Source organism: Acinetobacter uliginosus (assembly GCF_044130295.1).
Classification (GTDB): Bacteria; Pseudomonadota; Gammaproteobacteria; order Pseudomonadales; family Moraxellaceae; genus Acinetobacter.
Genome location: NZ_JBIQOC010000096.1, coordinates 1 through 15,104 on the forward strand (window position 1 = coordinate 1; position 15,104 = coordinate 15,104).

Consider the following 15,104-nt stretch of genomic DNA (forward strand, 5'->3'; position numbering starts at 1 on the left):
TCTCGACTAATGTCGCTGGGATATGGTTTTCTCATTGAATAATTTTAACAAATTCTTTTTTTAAGTGCTAAAAAAGAATGAAATTAATACTGGATAGGCTCTCAGAAAATTTAGGTCTTCATCACTGATGGTGCCATTGGTGGCCGAAACCACCCATATTATAAAATGTGCAGTATCGAGCTGACTAAAAGCTACTTTTGCATCAGTCCTTTCCGAATTAAATTGCTCATCTGTATTAGTGTATCCAGGCGTATCCAATAACGCTAAGTTGTGCCATTGAAATGAAATATCCTGAATAAATGCTGATTTTAAAAGCCCTGAAACTTCACTGCCAAACTGTTCATATTCCTCATGCGTGAACGAAAGAAAATCCTCTTCCCTTAAATTTATATCTCTATTAAAAACATTAAGCGCTGTCATTTTGTCTTCATCGCCAGACATTAAATAAGTCGGAACTGATGTTGTAGGATCAACTTGTACGACTAATTTTTTACTGCCAAGTAGCGTGTTCAGAAAACTAGATTTCCCTGCACTAAAAGCTCCCCCCACCCCTATTACATTCTTTTGCGCTAAATATGGAAAAACACAAAATGCTTCAAAACGACCTAATTCCAATTGAAACATTTTTAAAACTTCAGGAAAGTTAGGTGGACAACCATCTAAAGCTAATTGAACCAAATTCCGTTCAATTAAGCTTTTTAATTCCGAAACCAATTTCACATGTTCAGAATCATTTGCCTTTGTATAAGATGCTTGAGCAAGCAAGCGATATCTTTCATTCAGGTCAAAATTGTAAACTTTCTCTGTCATAATTACTGCTCAATATAAGTTTTCAATGCAGTGACTAAATTCACCATCGGCACTTTTAAATTTTCCTGAGGTACATATAACACTTCCTTGCCATTAATACTGAGCTTGGAATCACTTTTATCAAAACGAATACTTTGAATATCATTTAGCCGAATAAAAAAACGTTTTGACAGCATATCTTTGCAGTACAACTCTGAATATGTGAGATACAAACCATTTTCCGCATTTTTAAATAATGTTGTCGTATCAACAAGTACCAAAGGATCATCATTATATTTTCCATATTCGCCATCCCCTTCATAAGCATAGGCTTTAATGGCTTTTTCCGTTTTTTTACGAATACTGTAAATATCATCAATGACATATATGCCTGCACTCGGCCGGCTAATATTATCCTGAGCATCCTCTAAAATTTGTTCTAAACTCCGTCTCTGAGGTTTCTGCGTCTGTTGCTTAATCTGTTCAGCTTTAGCTGCTAAATCCTGAGTTCTCAGCATCTCTCGTTCATGCTCATATCTGGCTTGCTGTAATGCTTTTTCCTGTTCAATTTTCAAAGCTTCACGTTCAAGCTCAGTTTGATATGCTGCTAGTTTTTCCTGTCTCTCTTGCTCAATTTTTGCTTGATCAGCTAAATATTTTTGCCATTGCGTTTCAATATCAATATCTGCATAAACTGCTAATTGATGAATCTTTTCAAATAATTTTCTTTGAAATTGATCTACTTCTATTTGTTTTTCCATCGTTTGGAGATGCTTCTTCATAGCATCAAAATACTGGTTAAAGTTTTCGAGAATACGTGACTCTTGATACTTTGAACTCCATTGAACAAGATACTTATCCAATCGATGACGATCAAAATTACCAGGCTGTCGAGCTGAAAGTGCTAATACATCGATAACATCAATCTGATCCTGAGCTAGTGTATATTGAGTTAGCCTTTTAATTTCACTGAGATCATCGGGTGACTTTTTATCAGCCCTGCTGATCACCACTAATTTAGGAATATCGGAACGGATTGTTTTTAAAAATTCAATATCACTCTGAGAAATCACCCCTTGATCTGCAGAAATCAACCAAATCAAACACTGCGCATCATTCAACTGAACTTTGGCGATATGTGCATCACACAGACCTTGCTCTATATCCTCATGATTACTGTATCCAGGCGTATCTAAAAAAGCTAAATGAGGCCATCGCTGTTCAGGCTGATTTAAAAGGATTAAATCTATATTTTCAGTCAATTCATACAGCTCTTGTTCTGCATGATGCGTTAAGCTTTTAAATTGCTCCAAGCTCAAATCTTGCTGCTGTGCATTTTTAAGCACAGCCTTAATTTTTTGATGTTCGCCGTGAATTAAATAAGTTGGTATAGACGTTGTAGGATCAATTTCTACACTTAAAATTTTTCTGCCAAGTATTCCATTTAAAAAACTGGACTTCCCGGCACTGAATGCACCGCCAATTCCAACTATCACTTTATCTGCGAGTTCAGGCAACATGCAAAACTTATAAAAATTCTCCGTTTCATGTGCAAATTCCAGGCTGAATTGACTATTTTTCAGCAATGAATCCTTTTTTAGAAGCCCTAAATTATCATTAAAATATTGCTTCAGATCCTCATACATTTGACCAATTTCTGTATGCTTATTCATTGCTATTCCTTAAGATTTTAATTTTTGTTGCATATCGTGAATAACTTTTAAATCCGCTTCATAAGTCTCATGTAATTCTGCTCTTTCTTGAGCATTTTTCTTAAGCTGCTCTTCGAGCATAGAAATCGAATGCTGGGATTGACTCACTTTTTCATTGATTTGATCTTCAACGTGCTGATTAACTGTGTAGAGCTGTTCCTGGAAAATTGAACCTAAGTTTATTTGAACTTGTTCAAGCACCTGCGGAATAATTTTTCCTCGAACATGATCACGTGCAGCTTCCTTTTGTTCTGCTCTTTGCTGATCACGATTATAATCCGACATAAATGCTTTAAAAATAGATGTAACTACAGGTAAGATCATGGCTGCTAATGGAAAACGCTTTAATACAAACGATAAAATGCTTATGATCCCTGTCAAACCAAAGTCAAATACAGCACTATCTGTATTTTCTTGATCAAATTGAAAGTTCTGATTGACCATCAAACTGGGTAAATCTGTTTCTATTCGATGAATATATTTATCAACTAAAGGTTTGAAATATCGTTCCATTCCTTCAGTTAAAGCCATTCGTACACTGTAACTCAAATCACTTTCAATACTGCTTTGTGATATCAAGGCAGCTGCATATTGATCTGTTTCACCTAATAGACGGTTACGAATATGATCTATCACATTATTTAAAACAGATGGAAGCTGTTCTTTCATCTTCTGATGTTCGATAGCCAATTTTTGTTTAAAGTTTTCAGTTTCATCAAGGAGTTGCTGTTTCCTTCCTTTCAGTTCATCCGCAGTTAAATCTTCCTGATTCAGCAAAATAGTCACATGAGCCGCTATATCATCAATGACTCGAGTAACTTGAGGCACGACAGTGTCTTTAAATCGCTTTTCGCTCAAATGTTCTAATTTTTGAAATGCCTCAATTGCTTCACCAACATTCTTCTTCTTAGCAGATACAGATACAACATCCAGATAATTATTTTCTGGCAATAGCGAATGCACTTGCTCACTGATTTGCTGTTTAATCGCCTCTATTTCATCCGGTGTTTTTTTATCACTTTTAGTAATGACCACAACAACAGGTGCTTTATGAAGTGCTAATTCCTGCAGAAATTTTTTGATACTGTCCTTTAAGGTGCCTTCTTCACTACTCACCGTGATCACATAAGCTAAACTGCGGCCTAGATAATGATGAATCGCCTGCATATGTGCATCAGATTTTGAGTCCAAACCTGGCAAGTCTGCTAAACATAAATGCGGAAGCAATGCTAAAAATGGTTGATTAAGCTGTACTTCAATATGCCCATCTGGCATCAAGTCTGAAAACTCTTGCTGTTTTAATTCTTGCGCTGTCAAATTTTTAACAAACTGATTTGCTTTATAACCTTTTATACTTTCTTCTTCCGCAAAACTGATCTCAGTCGCCAAATTGCTTGCAGGATCTATTTCAACACACAGTAGTTTTTTCTCAACCAAAGCATTAACTAAAGAAGATTTACCCGCACTGAATGCACCAATAAGTGGGACTCGAACTTTAAAATTGTCAACATGTGGTTTTAGCTTATATAATTGTTCAACAGATAGTCCATATTTTTGAGATAAAATTTCAATTTCTGGAATAATTGTCTGTATATCTTGCTGTATCTGAAACATCTTTGTTTAACTCTCTTAAAATTAATTTTTTAAAGCATTTGCCAATTCTGGCATTTCATATGATTCAAGTATGGCGCCTAATGTTTTTAAGCTCTTTTTGATTTCTCTATCTTCATTATGAAAAATGTCTTGATAAACTCGTGTGACTTTACCGCTAATACCTAAAGCAAATTCCTGCATCATAGAAGGTTGTACTAAACCAACACATCTTCTCCTATCTTTAGTCAAAATATCCAGCAGACTTGATTCATCATCTGAGTAAACAGCATTAGATGTGATCAATCTTGCTTTCTGAAATAATGGTAATAGTTCTTGCTGTGTATGCTTAGGCAAAATATCACTTAACTGATCATCTACAAGTCTTAAAATTAAAGCCTGAGATAGACTTAATCCTTTTACTGACTGTTCCACTTTTTTCCATCGCCAGTTATAAGGCATACAATCCCGGCGACATTCCAATGGAAATAATGTTTCCAATAAATTTAAATCTCTTTGAATTGTTCTTTGAGTTGTCGTAATCCCCTTAGCATGTAAATGCTTTTCAATTTCTGTTGTACTGACATATTTACTATTTAATAAAAACTGAACAATCATCCATTGACGGGTGATAACCTTCGATGACTCGTGGCTCATTCTAATCTCAGATCTTAAATTTATATCTTAAGTATATATTTTTTATTTATATTTTTGAGTAAAATTTTAATCAAGTGCGACACAGTTTGACTAGGATATATTGAGAATTACGCGAATTGATTACGCTCGTACAAAGATAAATGCTACAGTATAACTTGAGTCAGTTTTGTCTCAATGCATCGTAATACGTGTGAAGCCCTTTAGGGCATATTGACATTTATTGTTCAAAAAATAGCGAAAAACTAAAATTCATTCGTCAAACCAAATTCACTTCTAGCTATGCCTCGTACAATCTTGACTGATCAACACTGGTTAAAGCGACACTACGAAAACTTGGTTGTCTTAATCTAAATAAAGACTTGATCATTAAACAACGTTAAGTAGAGCATCGGAATAAGTTTGATTTCTGCCATATCTACCTTTTGATTCCACATATCATTAAGTATTGTGGTCAAACCAAATCAAGAAATTTCATCGATTTATAAAATTATGATTTTAATAAGACCACTTAGTTATATACGACAGGCTTTAGATGCAGGTTTATTCATTTCCGGATATATTGCAAGTTTTGCAACAAAGCCTATCGATTTCAACATTTACGAGTTTTATATTAAAAGATCAGCAGCTATTAATTTTTCCCTATCATTAGAATACAATTCATCTATTTGCCTTTTTAATAGAGAAATTTGACTCATAAATTTATCTGTCTCTTTACTCTTTAATTGGATGCTTTCAATACTATCTCTTAACATATCTAATTTTTTATTATAAACATCTGAAATAATAGTTTCCGCATAATCTGATAAATTCTGATTAAAGCTATCTAGAATCATTTGTATTAACTGATATCTTGCAATTTCAATCTCTTTCGCTTGCTGATTATTCTTGGATTGCTCTGTATGGGCATCATAAAGTTCATAACCTGCTATAAGAACTTGTACAGCAATCGCACCTTTACCAGCCCATTTACCTAGTGTCTTTTCCCAACGACCTTTTAGTCCTGGAATTTTTAATTTCCTTCCCTGTAATAAAATCTGTTTCAAATTCTCTTCCTTAGAAAGCAATTCCATACCATTTTTCAGTAAACCTTTAATCAATTGATTATCTTGACCATTACTATTTGGAAATCCGTCTAGCTTTTTTTGCCATTTCTTTAAAGCATTAAGGTTGTTATGTTCTAATTCATTTTTAAGCATATCAACCATTTTATCCTGTAAAGACAAAAAAAGTTGATTGATTTCTGCTTCTGCAATCTCTTGTGTTTGTGAATGATCAAGTACTGCTATTACTTTAGGCTTGGAGGATTGAACCAACGAATCAATTTTATGCTTGGTATCTAAACTTAGACTTATTTTCTCTTGTTCAATATATCTTTTTTCATCAAGCAGAGCATTATATTCAGATGCCCCATCTTGCTCATCTGATATATGCTGCTCTAGCGCACTAAAAATATGCTCAGACAAATATAATTCTAAAGATTTTAAATATTCTTGATGGCTAGTATTAAAGTCCAACCAATATTGAAAAGCCTCTTTAAATTCATTGAACCCAGAATTGTTTAATATCGTAGTTTTACCTTCAATAATACCTTTACATGCAGAACGTAAACGAATTGGAAATATATTAATTGATGCAATAGCTTCATTACTAATTCGATAACCTGAACCTATATTTACCAAATTCTCTTGAATTCGTATCACGACTTGATCTCGTTTTTCATTATCATCTTTTTTAAATTGATGATTAAAAATAATAAAAATATTTTTTCCTACACTTAACATTTCGAACATACGTTCATATAAGTTTATTGCATCAACATCAGTTTCCCTAATTATAAAAACTACAGCGTGAATATGTTTAAGATATTCTTCAGTGACTTGCTGATGCTCTATAGGTGCATTAATCCCTGGGGTATCACAGAGGATTATGCCATTCCAAGCATATTCATGAACTTCATCTGTCGTGGGAACATCATCAACTTGGGCAACCTCTTTAGCCAATACTGTATTAATAAAAGTGCTTTTGCCAGCATTATATGCACCGAACAACATTACTTTTAAACTGGTTGCATTTTTCAGTTTATTAAATTGTTCAACCTTTGCCTCAAAATCTTTTTTTTGTTCTAGAGTTAGAATATCTGATGTTGAAATGAAAGACTCTATTTTTTCAACAACTAACGATAGTTGATCTGTGTTAAGCGACATTTTTTATTCCTACAGAAGTCTTTTCAATATTTTTTTTAAAAGTATCAAGTACATCTAAAATTTGATTCATATTTTGAGAATACAAGTTCAGTTCCTCACGTATATCATTAAAACTTTGTTTGATCATAGAAGGAACTTGGGATTTTAAATATTGATTCAAGCTTTGATCTAAAGCTACACTGTTAACCCCAACAACTTCTTTGATGGTTTCTGTCTCAACGAATATCTGCTCACCTAGCGCATCTGCACCGATTCCACCAACAATTGCACCGAACAGACCACCAACTACTGTACCTACTGGGCCAGCACCAACGGTGCCAGCAAGTGCGCCCGTAGCTAATCCACTCACTATCCCCCCCGCAATACCTGTTGCTTTGCTTAAAACCTTACCTTTAACTTGTTCAATTTCAAGTGTTTCATCTTCGAAATCTTTAAATGTTTCAGATAAAAGTTCATGAGAGACCTGTTTTATATTTGCCATCAACTGGCCCAATGATTCAGACAAAACTTTATTTACCAATCGATTTAATTGATTATTGAGCTCTTTTACTAACTGTTGTTTATCTTTATTTTTTGAATGCTTCTGAATCAATTTATCCACGACCAATTGCATTTCACTTTGTACAGTTAAAATAGTATGTCTTTCCTGCTGGTCAAGTTTATCCGTTGTCTGCATTAAAGAGATCATGACTTGATTCAAACGTTCAATAAATATCTCATCTATACTACGTACAATTTTACCCTTCAGAAAGTTTTGAGCTTGCTGCTGATTTTTAATCAGCTTATAAGCACTTGCCTCATGAATAAGTTTAGTCATTTCATTAAGTAATTGCTTGAGACCAGCTTCTTCAAAATCTTGTTCTAACTGCTTACTCTCTTGATATGCAAATAAAGAAATAGACAATGGAGTTCTTAGCAGTGAACGAATTGTTTCTTGATTTTTCTCGATATAACATTTTAAACGGTTATACACATCTTTTTCTTGTTTAGCCCTATTAGCAGCCGATTTGTTAACAAAATATTCATCGCCCGAATCTTCATCTTCTTCCAAGTAATCACTTCCAGTGATCAAAGGCAATAAAGGTTTTTCTTTAGAAAGTTCCGCTTGTAAATCTCTGAGTTCATCTATTTGACCTGGTGATCCTGAAGGCGTTAACCATAATACGGCATCAGTGCAATCTATAAAATCTTGAGTTACTTGACCATTTTCAGGTGTCACCGAATGCAGCCCTGGAGAGTCCAACAGCAGAAAATTCTCCCCTAGTGTGACGCCTTGGATACTGGCCGTCGTTTCTATACACCCTTCTTTAAATTTATCTTTAATTGGCTCAATTTGACCATTTCGAACAGTAAATCTCTCAATTTGGTCCGAATCAAAGATTGAAGCAATAAAATTACAGAATGAACTTTTTCCTGCATTGACCTTTCCATAAACCAAAAAGATAATTCTATTCTGGTACTTTTTTGCAAGATACTGTGCTTCGATGACTTTGTTCAGCTCAATATCCCATTTTTGGAAAATACTTTTAAATTCACTTTGCAATGCCTGAAATTCTTTAGCCAAAGGACTCTTAACTTGAAAGTTATAGGATTTATCTAATCTTTCAAATAAATCACGCTGCAAGTGTTGCTTGTGTTTTTGGATGATCTCATCAGCTTGCTGCACATATTGAGCATGATCATGACTAAACTTTTCAAGCTCTTTAAAAAATAGTTCCTTAGCCATTATTCTGCTCTTTTAAACTTTTAAGATGTGCTTCAATTTGTTTAGTTTCAAAATCTAAATCACGAATCGTTTTCGCTAATTGTTTTGCAACATCTGTTTTAGCCCAATGTTCTTCCACTCGTGTTCTGACTAAACGTATATTTTCTTTGGAAACCAATAAACCCTGTATGCTTGATTTAGCATGAGTATCAAATACATACTGCACTGCTAGACGACTAAATTCAGTATTGAATAATTCATTTCGTTTGTTCAACTGCTGCTTCTTGAGCTCCTGTTGCTGTGTATAAGCTGCCTTTTGTCTCTTTTTTTCATTGTCTTCTTCAATTCTTTTTTTTGCTTGCTCATCTGCAGCATTCTTACTACTTGAAGAACTATCATTACTTAAAGCAACAGCCGCTGCTGCAGCTGCTACTACCCCCAAACCAATTAATAACGGTAATGGCATACTCTATTCCCCAAATTAAAAATTTTGCTGAATTTTATTCATCATTTGTTTGACATCATTTTGAAAATTCGTATGCATCTTACGAAGTTCCTGCTGTTTTTCAGCCCTCTTCTGTTCAATATACTTTTTTTGATTTTCCAAATAATGGATGATTTCCTGTATTAAATTATCAAATTCATCACGTTGTAATGTTGAGTGCTCATAATTTTCGTGTAACATCTGCTGAAGCTGCCCCATATTACTTCTGTCTTGTTGCACTGAATTATTATTCGATAATCCTTTAAAATAACGTGTGGTAGAGATACAGATATTTCGAATTTTTATGTCCTGCACTTGTTGCTCAATACGTGCATAAACTATTTCAAACTGTTCAGCTCGAAGTTGATCTTGCTGTGTTAAAACCAGAATAATCTGTGATGCTGATTTCAAAGTCAGCAGCTCGTTCAAATAATCTATTTCTGCTTGATCTAATTCTCCAATTCTTAAACTATGGACAAAAAGAATCAGATTTGCCTCTCTGGTGATTGCATCTACTGCATGACTATCATCTTCGCCTTCTATATCTGCATTTAGACCAGGTGTATCGATCCATTGGATACCTGCAGATTCATCAATAAAAACATCATTTTTAATGGTAGTTCGGCAGTCTGCAACCTTAAAATGATTCTCAATACCAATCAGTGCATTTAAGAGTGAACTTTTTCCATGATTATATTTGCCATACACTGCGATATTAAATAAGTAATTTTCTTTTGCTGACAAATATTCTAATCGTGCAATCTTTTTATCTATCTCAGGAAATTTCTGTTTTAAGGCAGTAAAATTGATCTTATTCATATTTTAACTTCACCCTATATGACTCTGAATAATGATGTTGTTGCTGTAGTTGATTACAAACTTCTGCATTTTTTTCATAAAAATTAATTTTCTTAAAATCTTTCTGAAAATAGGTTTGATACATTTCATCTATACGACATACCAATGGCCTACTGTGATAAATACTACAGCCTTGGCTTTGGACATAATATATACACTTACCATCACCATGATGAAAATCATGCAAGACTGGAATCTTATCAAGAGCTAAACAACATAGCCCACATTGAGTACAGGGAAATTGCTTCATGAACGATCCCACTTTTATTAACAAGTCATTTTAAAATTGATTACTTATCTAGGTAAATATATCTTATTTAAATATAAAAATTAATTTAATATTTGAAGTTTTGTTATATTCATTAGACCTCATTCATAAATCATTTTTTACTTAGTTCCAAGTTGTAGATTCCAGCGATTAAATTGAATTGGACTGCTCCCTGTATCCTAGACATAAGATAGCCTCATTTTGAAGCTGTCTCGAACGCTTCTGGGCTCATACCATCGAGATGCGAATGACGCCTGATTCGATTGGAGAACATTTTGATATAATCAAACACATCCGCACTAGCCATTTCTCGTATTTTATAAATTCTCTTTTTAATTCTTTCCTTCTTTAAACTGCTAAAAAACAATCAAGTTACTATAGTGGCAAGAAAAAGCCCCATACTTTCAAAGTACAGGCCATCGTTCACTACAAAACTCAGCAAATTCTGAGCCTATGCACCAGTCGCGGTGCTGTGCATGATTTCGAACTATTCAAACGAAATTTACACCAAATTCCTTTCGGTGCTTTTATTCTTACAGATAAGGGCTATCAGGGAATTTATGCATCATATTCGAATAGCCTACTGCCGTTAAAAGCCAAAAGGCACTGTAAATTGGATCCTGAACTCAAAATCTATAATCAAGAAATCAATCAAAGAAGAATCAGGATTGAGCATGTTTTTGGTCGCCTGAAAACCTTCAAAATCATTGCTGAGCGTTATCGAAATAACAGTAAAAGACTCGGTTTGAGATTCAATTTAATCACTGGAATCTACAACTTGGAACTAAGTAAAAAATGATTTATGAAAGAAGTCTAATATTTTTGTATCAATTTCCAATATAAAGCTAGCTAGAGAGCGTTGAAAATTTATTAACCTCCAATGCACTCTAATCCAGTGTAATTTTTAATTGTTGTTAATCCTTGTTCTAATGATCCTACAATCACTATTTGTGCATTTGCACGTCGTGCAGCTAAAACCCCAGCCTCAGTATCTTCAAAAACAATACAGTCCTGAATTTTTACACCCAATTTTTTAGCAGCGAGTAGATAACCTTCTGGTGAGGGTTTACCTTCTTGTACATCCTCTGCAGAAACAACCCTATCTGGCATAGGTAAACCTGCTGCCTTTAAACGTGCTTCAATCAAAATCCGTTCAGAAGAACTGACAACAGCCCATGGAATCTTCTGTTCAATTAATTGATCAAGAAAATTTTGTGCACCACAAATGGCCATGGTTTGATCGGCTGACTGGATAAACTGTTTAGTGAGTTTATGATAGTGTACTTGAACATACTCAGCATCGACAAATTCCTGAACAATATCTATCGTTCGTTTACCATGACTAAAATCGACAACTGTCTGTGCACATTGACCAACTTGAACTGCCCATGTACTTAAAATTTCAGAAATCACCCCTGTCGACTCAACCAAAGTGCCATCCAAATCAAATAAGATGGCACTGGCTTGAATGGGCGGATGATCTTGAATATCAAGAATCATTCACCAATCTCATTCAATAATGGAATTAACAACTTAGACGTATATTCAGCTTCCTCAATGAGTGGCCAACCCGACATAATTAATGCAGATAATCCTGCTTCTTTATGATAAGTCTCAACTTGTGCTGCAATATTTTCAGGTGTTCCCACTAAATATGCTGCTGATGAGGCAAATCCAAAGATATCCAAAGATGACCATGCACTCATGCCTGCAAATAAGTTATCTTCCAAGCGCAATGATTCAAGTGGTGGCAGGTGACCTTTCTTTAAATAATCGATCCATTCTTGACGCTGTGCATCAGGGGATTGGAAATTTGTTAAGTCTTGTTCACCTAAGGTTTTACGTTTGATCGAAACATCGAGTTTTTGTTTAAGTAGCTCAACACCTGTTTTTTCAAAGATTTGATAGAATTGCTTTTCTGCTTCTCTCTGAGTTTGACGGACAGTCACACTGGTAAGTGCACCTAAATCTGCATAAGTGCGTTGCTGTTTTTCTGCAGCTTTTACTGCACGAGCAAACTGATCTTTAACACGATCAAGTTCACGTAGCATTAATAGATAAACATTAACTACTTTCCCTGCATGTTCAATCCCTGCTACAGAGTCCCCTGTGCCCCATAATGGAATCCCATTTTCAGTGGTTGGCTCAATAGTAAAATCTGTATTCGGAAACAGTGAACGGTTACCTTTACGGTAATGTTCTTGAAATTCGTTCCAGTAATTTTCACCTAATTCATAACGTGTTTCAGGCGTCAGTGTCACACCATATGTACCAATACGCTGAGGTGTACCATTAATATGGTTGAACAATAAACGGCTACCATGAAATTTCTCAAAGGTGAGTGCCTGTTCAGCCAATAACTTCGCTGGGGTTAAACCCGCATATTCAGCCACCAAAAACTTCATTTTTTCAGTAAAACCAGCGACTGATGATGCTGAAATCAAAGGATCATTCGGCCAAGTTGCAACAAGTGCACCATAGAAATCCCCTTGATCAATAGTTTGTGCAAGTTTTTTATAGCGTTGAAAATCGACTGGATAAAAACCGTCTGGTATCCACGGATAGTTTCCATCCGCCATACTTAAATACCAAAGTGCTTTAATTGCCATAATGTGTGTTCCTTATTGTGCAATCAGAGTTAAAGGTAAGCTCTGATTTGCTGACCACTCCTCCATCGAACCATCATAAATTTTGAGATTACTTGCACCTGCCTCAAGCAATGCTAAGGCTGCACCACTTGCAGTCACACCACTACCACAATAAATAATGATTTCATTGGAGAGTTCTAAAAAATGTTGCTGTAAAAATTCAGAATCAATGGTTTTGAATTGACCCTGCTCGGTTAAAAAATGAGAAAAAGGTATGTTGATGCTGTTGGGAATATGTCCTGCTCGATGATAACGAAGCTCAGAACCTTCAAACACAGGTTTGCGGAGCACATTAATCAAATGAACATCTGTTTTACCCTGGCAGACTTTAGCTACATCGGACAAGCTTGCGAACATATTGGTATTGAGCTGAACATCATCAGGTAGCACACTTTGAGTATGCTGTAATGAAGGCTTTAACCAAGCAATATGGCGAATCTTTTGAGTCTCCCACGCTTGCCATCCACCATGAAGGACATAACATTGAGGATGACCGTAAGCAGATAATACCCACCATAAACGTGCCGCCCAGATATGGTTAGCCCTGTCATAAATCACGATGGGTTTATCCCAACTCAGTCCAAAAGATTCAAAGGATTGTTTAAACTCATCAAGCGATGGACATTGATACTGTAAATTACCTGTCTGCTGGCTAAAATGTTCAGTCAGATCAACATATTTTGCATGTCCAATGTGACCTTGTTTGTACAATGCCAATGCCTGTTTAGAGGTGACTGGATCAGCTGTTTTCTCACCAACCTCAAGGATTTGTACATACTCAAGTTTGGTGAGTTGTTCAACTGAAATCAAAGCACTCATGCAGCTTTCAGCTCCTCAATACTGAACTCTAAATGTTTTTTAAAGTCATCAGCATTGACCAAGTACAATTGATTGATAAACTCACGTTGAAAATCACCTGGTGCCTCTGTTGTTAAATGTGCTTTTCTACCTGCCACAGCAAAATGAGCATGTGCACTCACTACAGCATTAAATGGATCTGTAATCCCTGCATATGCAGCTACTAAAGCACCTAAGGAACATCCTGATGCCGTCACCAATGGGAAAAATTCACTCCCACCTTTAATTTTTGCGACCCAACGCTTTTCCTGTGCATTGTCTAAGGTCTTTGCCACAATATGGTCCACTTCACCAGAGGCAGAAACCACTTGTGTTTGATCTAAAAGTGATAAAGCAGCATCCACGGCATCTGCAGGATCATTCGAACTATCAAAGCCTTTGCTATTTTGACCTAAACCAGCAAGCCCAATAATTTCTGATGCATTGCCTCGAACTACGGTCGGGTTATGTTTCAAAAAGTCTGCTGCCAATTGACCACGCCATGATAATGCACCTGCCGCAATTGGATCCAAAACCCAAGGTTTACCAATCTCTTTTGCTTTAGAAATAGCTAAACGCATTGCTTCAACCAATGCGCTGGTCGGTGTACCCAAATTCACCACAATTCCCTGACTATATTGAGCAAATTCAGCAGCTTCTTCAGGATTATCAACCATTGCAGGTGATGCACCTGAACTTAAAAGCACGTTCGCCATAAAGTTAACTGAAACAGTATTGGTTAAACATTGAACCAAAGGACGTTGTTGTTTAAGTTGTTGATGTGCGACCAAAATACTGTCTAAAGATGGCACTGAAGTTGAAATGCTCATGTGAATCCTAGATATACGTGAATTTTTTAGTATTCTGTGCTGTCTGACTTAGCTTGAAAAATAATTAAAAAATAGTTATTTATATTGATTTTATAAATATCAAATCCTGTAATCTTTAGCAAAATAACAGCTAAAAAAGAAGTCAAATACGGATGTATTTGACTTCGGAGAAAACCAAGTTATTTAACTTATTGTTTTAGACTTTGATTAAGAGGCTTTACTTTTCACATCATCCTGTACACGTGGACTTGCGCCAATTTGCCATACATAAGGTAAGTCAGTCTGATTCACTTCCCAATCACCAATCACTTTTTCTTTGTAAATAATTGGGTTATGAGAAGAAACCACACGGACATTCCGCCAGAAAGGGTTTTATTCAAAGATTTGTTCTTTTTAGGGTTAAAAATAAAAATTATCTTTTCTCTGTACACGACAAATTTCATAGGATCCTTGTCCTATCAGGCTTTTTCTTTCTTAAAATTGCTAGCACTTTCTTAAATTCTTCTTTTTTTCCAAAACCAA

General features: G+C 35.3%; 13 protein-coding genes and 3 pseudogenes. 1 reads left to right on the top strand and 15 read right to left on the bottom strand.

The genetic code is table 11. The features are described 5' to 3' along the window. Positions 1 to 60: 60 nt before the first annotated feature. The 10 genes and pseudogenes from ACE01T_RS15235 to ACE01T_RS15280 form a co-directional block, all read right to left on the bottom strand. Positions 61 to 810 (bottom strand): dynamin family protein, encoded by a 750-nt coding sequence (locus ACE01T_RS15235; RefSeq protein ID WP_395519603.1) that lies wholly within the window; start codon positions 808 to 810, stop codon positions 61 to 63. Positions 811 to 812: 2 nt separating this feature from the next. Further along, complete coding sequence (locus ACE01T_RS15240) at positions 813 to 2,462, bottom strand: dynamin family protein (protein WP_395519604.1); 1,650 nt, start codon at positions 2,460 to 2,462, stop codon at positions 813 to 815. A 9-nt stretch (positions 2,463 to 2,471) separates the two neighbouring features. Continuing rightward, positions 2,472 to 4,115 carry a dynamin family protein gene (locus tag ACE01T_RS15245; protein ID WP_395519606.1) on the bottom strand — a complete coding sequence of 548 codons (1,644 nt, stop codon included), beginning with the start codon at positions 4,113 to 4,115 and terminating at the stop codon, positions 2,472 to 2,474. Positions 4,116 to 4,136: 21 nt separating this feature from the next. Next, a complete protein-coding gene (locus ACE01T_RS15250; protein WP_395519607.1) occupies positions 4,137 to 4,748 on the bottom strand; it encodes a hypothetical protein in 612 nt (203 codons plus the stop codon). A 605-nt stretch (positions 4,749 to 5,353) separates the two neighbouring features. Continuing rightward, entirely contained in the window at positions 5,354 to 6,952 is a 1,599-nt protein-coding gene (locus ACE01T_RS15255; protein ID WP_395519608.1) for a GTPase, read from the bottom strand. After that, the gene (locus tag ACE01T_RS15260; RefSeq protein ID WP_395519609.1) at positions 6,942 to 8,678 is read right to left on the bottom strand and encodes a GTPase; all 1,737 of its coding nucleotides are present in this window, start codon (positions 8,676 to 8,678) and stop codon (positions 6,942 to 6,944) included. Before ACE01T_RS15260 ends, ACE01T_RS15255 begins: the two co-directional genes overlap by 11 nt. After that, positions 8,671 to 9,123 carry a hypothetical protein gene (locus ACE01T_RS15265; protein ID WP_313035941.1) on the bottom strand — a complete coding sequence of 151 codons (453 nt, stop codon included), beginning with the start codon at positions 9,121 to 9,123 and terminating at the stop codon, positions 8,671 to 8,673. Before ACE01T_RS15265 ends, ACE01T_RS15260 begins: the two co-directional genes overlap by 8 nt. Positions 9,124 to 9,138: 15 nt before the next feature. After that, the gene (locus tag ACE01T_RS15270; protein WP_395519610.1) at positions 9,139 to 9,960 is read right to left on the bottom strand and encodes a GTPase; all 822 of its coding nucleotides are present in this window, start codon (positions 9,958 to 9,960) and stop codon (positions 9,139 to 9,141) included. Then, entirely contained in the window at positions 9,953 to 10,249 is a 297-nt protein-coding gene (locus ACE01T_RS15275; protein ID WP_395519611.1) for a YkgJ family cysteine cluster protein, read from the bottom strand. Before ACE01T_RS15275 ends, ACE01T_RS15270 begins: the two co-directional genes overlap by 8 nt. A gap of 214 nt (positions 10,250 to 10,463) precedes the next feature. Beyond that, positions 10,464 to 10,631 (bottom strand): annotated as a pseudogene (locus tag ACE01T_RS15280) (IS3 family transposase); the annotation flags it as partial. Positions 10,632 to 10,643: 12 nt separating this feature from the next. Here ACE01T_RS15280 and ACE01T_RS15285 point away from each other — a divergent pair. Continuing rightward, positions 10,644 to 11,066 (top strand): annotated as a pseudogene (locus ACE01T_RS15285) (transposase family protein); the annotation flags it as partial. 71 nt (positions 11,067 to 11,137) lie between these two features. Here the strand turns inward: ACE01T_RS15285 and ACE01T_RS15290 are convergent. The 5 genes and pseudogenes from ACE01T_RS15290 to ACE01T_RS15310 form a co-directional block, all read right to left on the bottom strand. Further along, positions 11,138 to 11,767: an HAD-IA family hydrolase gene (locus tag ACE01T_RS15290; protein WP_395519612.1), complete on the bottom strand. Its 630-nt coding sequence runs from the start codon at positions 11,765 to 11,767 to the stop codon at positions 11,138 to 11,140. Further along, complete coding sequence (locus tag ACE01T_RS15295) at positions 11,764 to 12,876, bottom strand: LLM class flavin-dependent oxidoreductase (RefSeq protein ID WP_395519613.1); 1,113 nt, start codon at positions 12,874 to 12,876, stop codon at positions 11,764 to 11,766. Before ACE01T_RS15295 ends, ACE01T_RS15290 begins: the two co-directional genes overlap by 4 nt. Before the next feature lie 12 nt (positions 12,877 to 12,888). Continuing rightward, on the bottom strand, positions 12,889 to 13,734 hold the full coding sequence (locus ACE01T_RS15300; RefSeq protein WP_395519614.1) for a sulfurtransferase: 846 nt from the start codon (positions 13,732 to 13,734) through the stop codon (positions 12,889 to 12,891). Next, complete coding sequence (gene thiM / locus ACE01T_RS15305) at positions 13,731 to 14,582, bottom strand: hydroxyethylthiazole kinase (protein WP_395519615.1); 852 nt, start codon at positions 14,580 to 14,582, stop codon at positions 13,731 to 13,733. Before thiM ends, ACE01T_RS15300 begins: the two co-directional genes overlap by 4 nt. Before the next feature lie 207 nt (positions 14,583 to 14,789). After that, positions 14,790 to 14,948 (bottom strand): annotated as a pseudogene (locus ACE01T_RS15310) (hypothetical protein); the annotation flags it as partial. Positions 14,949 to 15,104: the final 156 nt, after the last annotated feature.

Bases quoted from the DNA above. Each gene is read 5' to 3' on its own strand.
- ACE01T_RS15235 (WP_395519603.1), bottom strand. From the start codon at position 810: ATGACAGAGAAAGTTTACAATTTTGACCTGAATGAAAGATATCGCTTG.
- ACE01T_RS15240 (WP_395519604.1), bottom strand. From the start codon at position 2,462: ATGAATAAGCATACAGAAATTGGTCAAATGTATGAGGATCTGAAGCAA.
- ACE01T_RS15245 (WP_395519606.1), bottom strand. From the start codon at position 4,115: ATGTTTCAGATACAGCAAGATATACAGACAATTATTCCAGAAATTGAA.
- ACE01T_RS15250 (WP_395519607.1), bottom strand. From the start codon at position 4,748: ATGAGCCACGAGTCATCGAAGGTTATCACCCGTCAATGGATGATTGTT.
- ACE01T_RS15255 (WP_395519608.1), bottom strand. From the start codon at position 6,952: ATGTCGCTTAACACAGATCAACTATCGTTAGTTGTTGAAAAAATAGAG.
- ACE01T_RS15260 (WP_395519609.1), bottom strand. From the start codon at position 8,678: ATGGCTAAGGAACTATTTTTTAAAGAGCTTGAAAAGTTTAGTCATGAT.
- ACE01T_RS15265 (WP_313035941.1), bottom strand. From the start codon at position 9,123: ATGCCATTACCGTTATTAATTGGTTTGGGGGTAGTAGCAGCTGCAGCA.
- ACE01T_RS15270 (WP_395519610.1), bottom strand. From the start codon at position 9,960: ATGAATAAGATCAATTTTACTGCCTTAAAACAGAAATTTCCTGAGATA.
- ACE01T_RS15275 (WP_395519611.1), bottom strand. From the start codon at position 10,249: ATGAAGCAATTTCCCTGTACTCAATGTGGGCTATGTTGTTTAGCTCTT.
- ACE01T_RS15290 (WP_395519612.1), bottom strand. From the start codon at position 11,767: ATGATTCTTGATATTCAAGATCATCCGCCCATTCAAGCCAGTGCCATC.
- ACE01T_RS15295 (WP_395519613.1), bottom strand. From the start codon at position 12,876: ATGGCAATTAAAGCACTTTGGTATTTAAGTATGGCGGATGGAAACTAT.
- ACE01T_RS15300 (WP_395519614.1), bottom strand. From the start codon at position 13,734: ATGAGTGCTTTGATTTCAGTTGAACAACTCACCAAACTTGAGTATGTA.
- thiM (WP_395519615.1), bottom strand. From the start codon at position 14,582: ATGAGCATTTCAACTTCAGTGCCATCTTTAGACAGTATTTTGGTCGCA.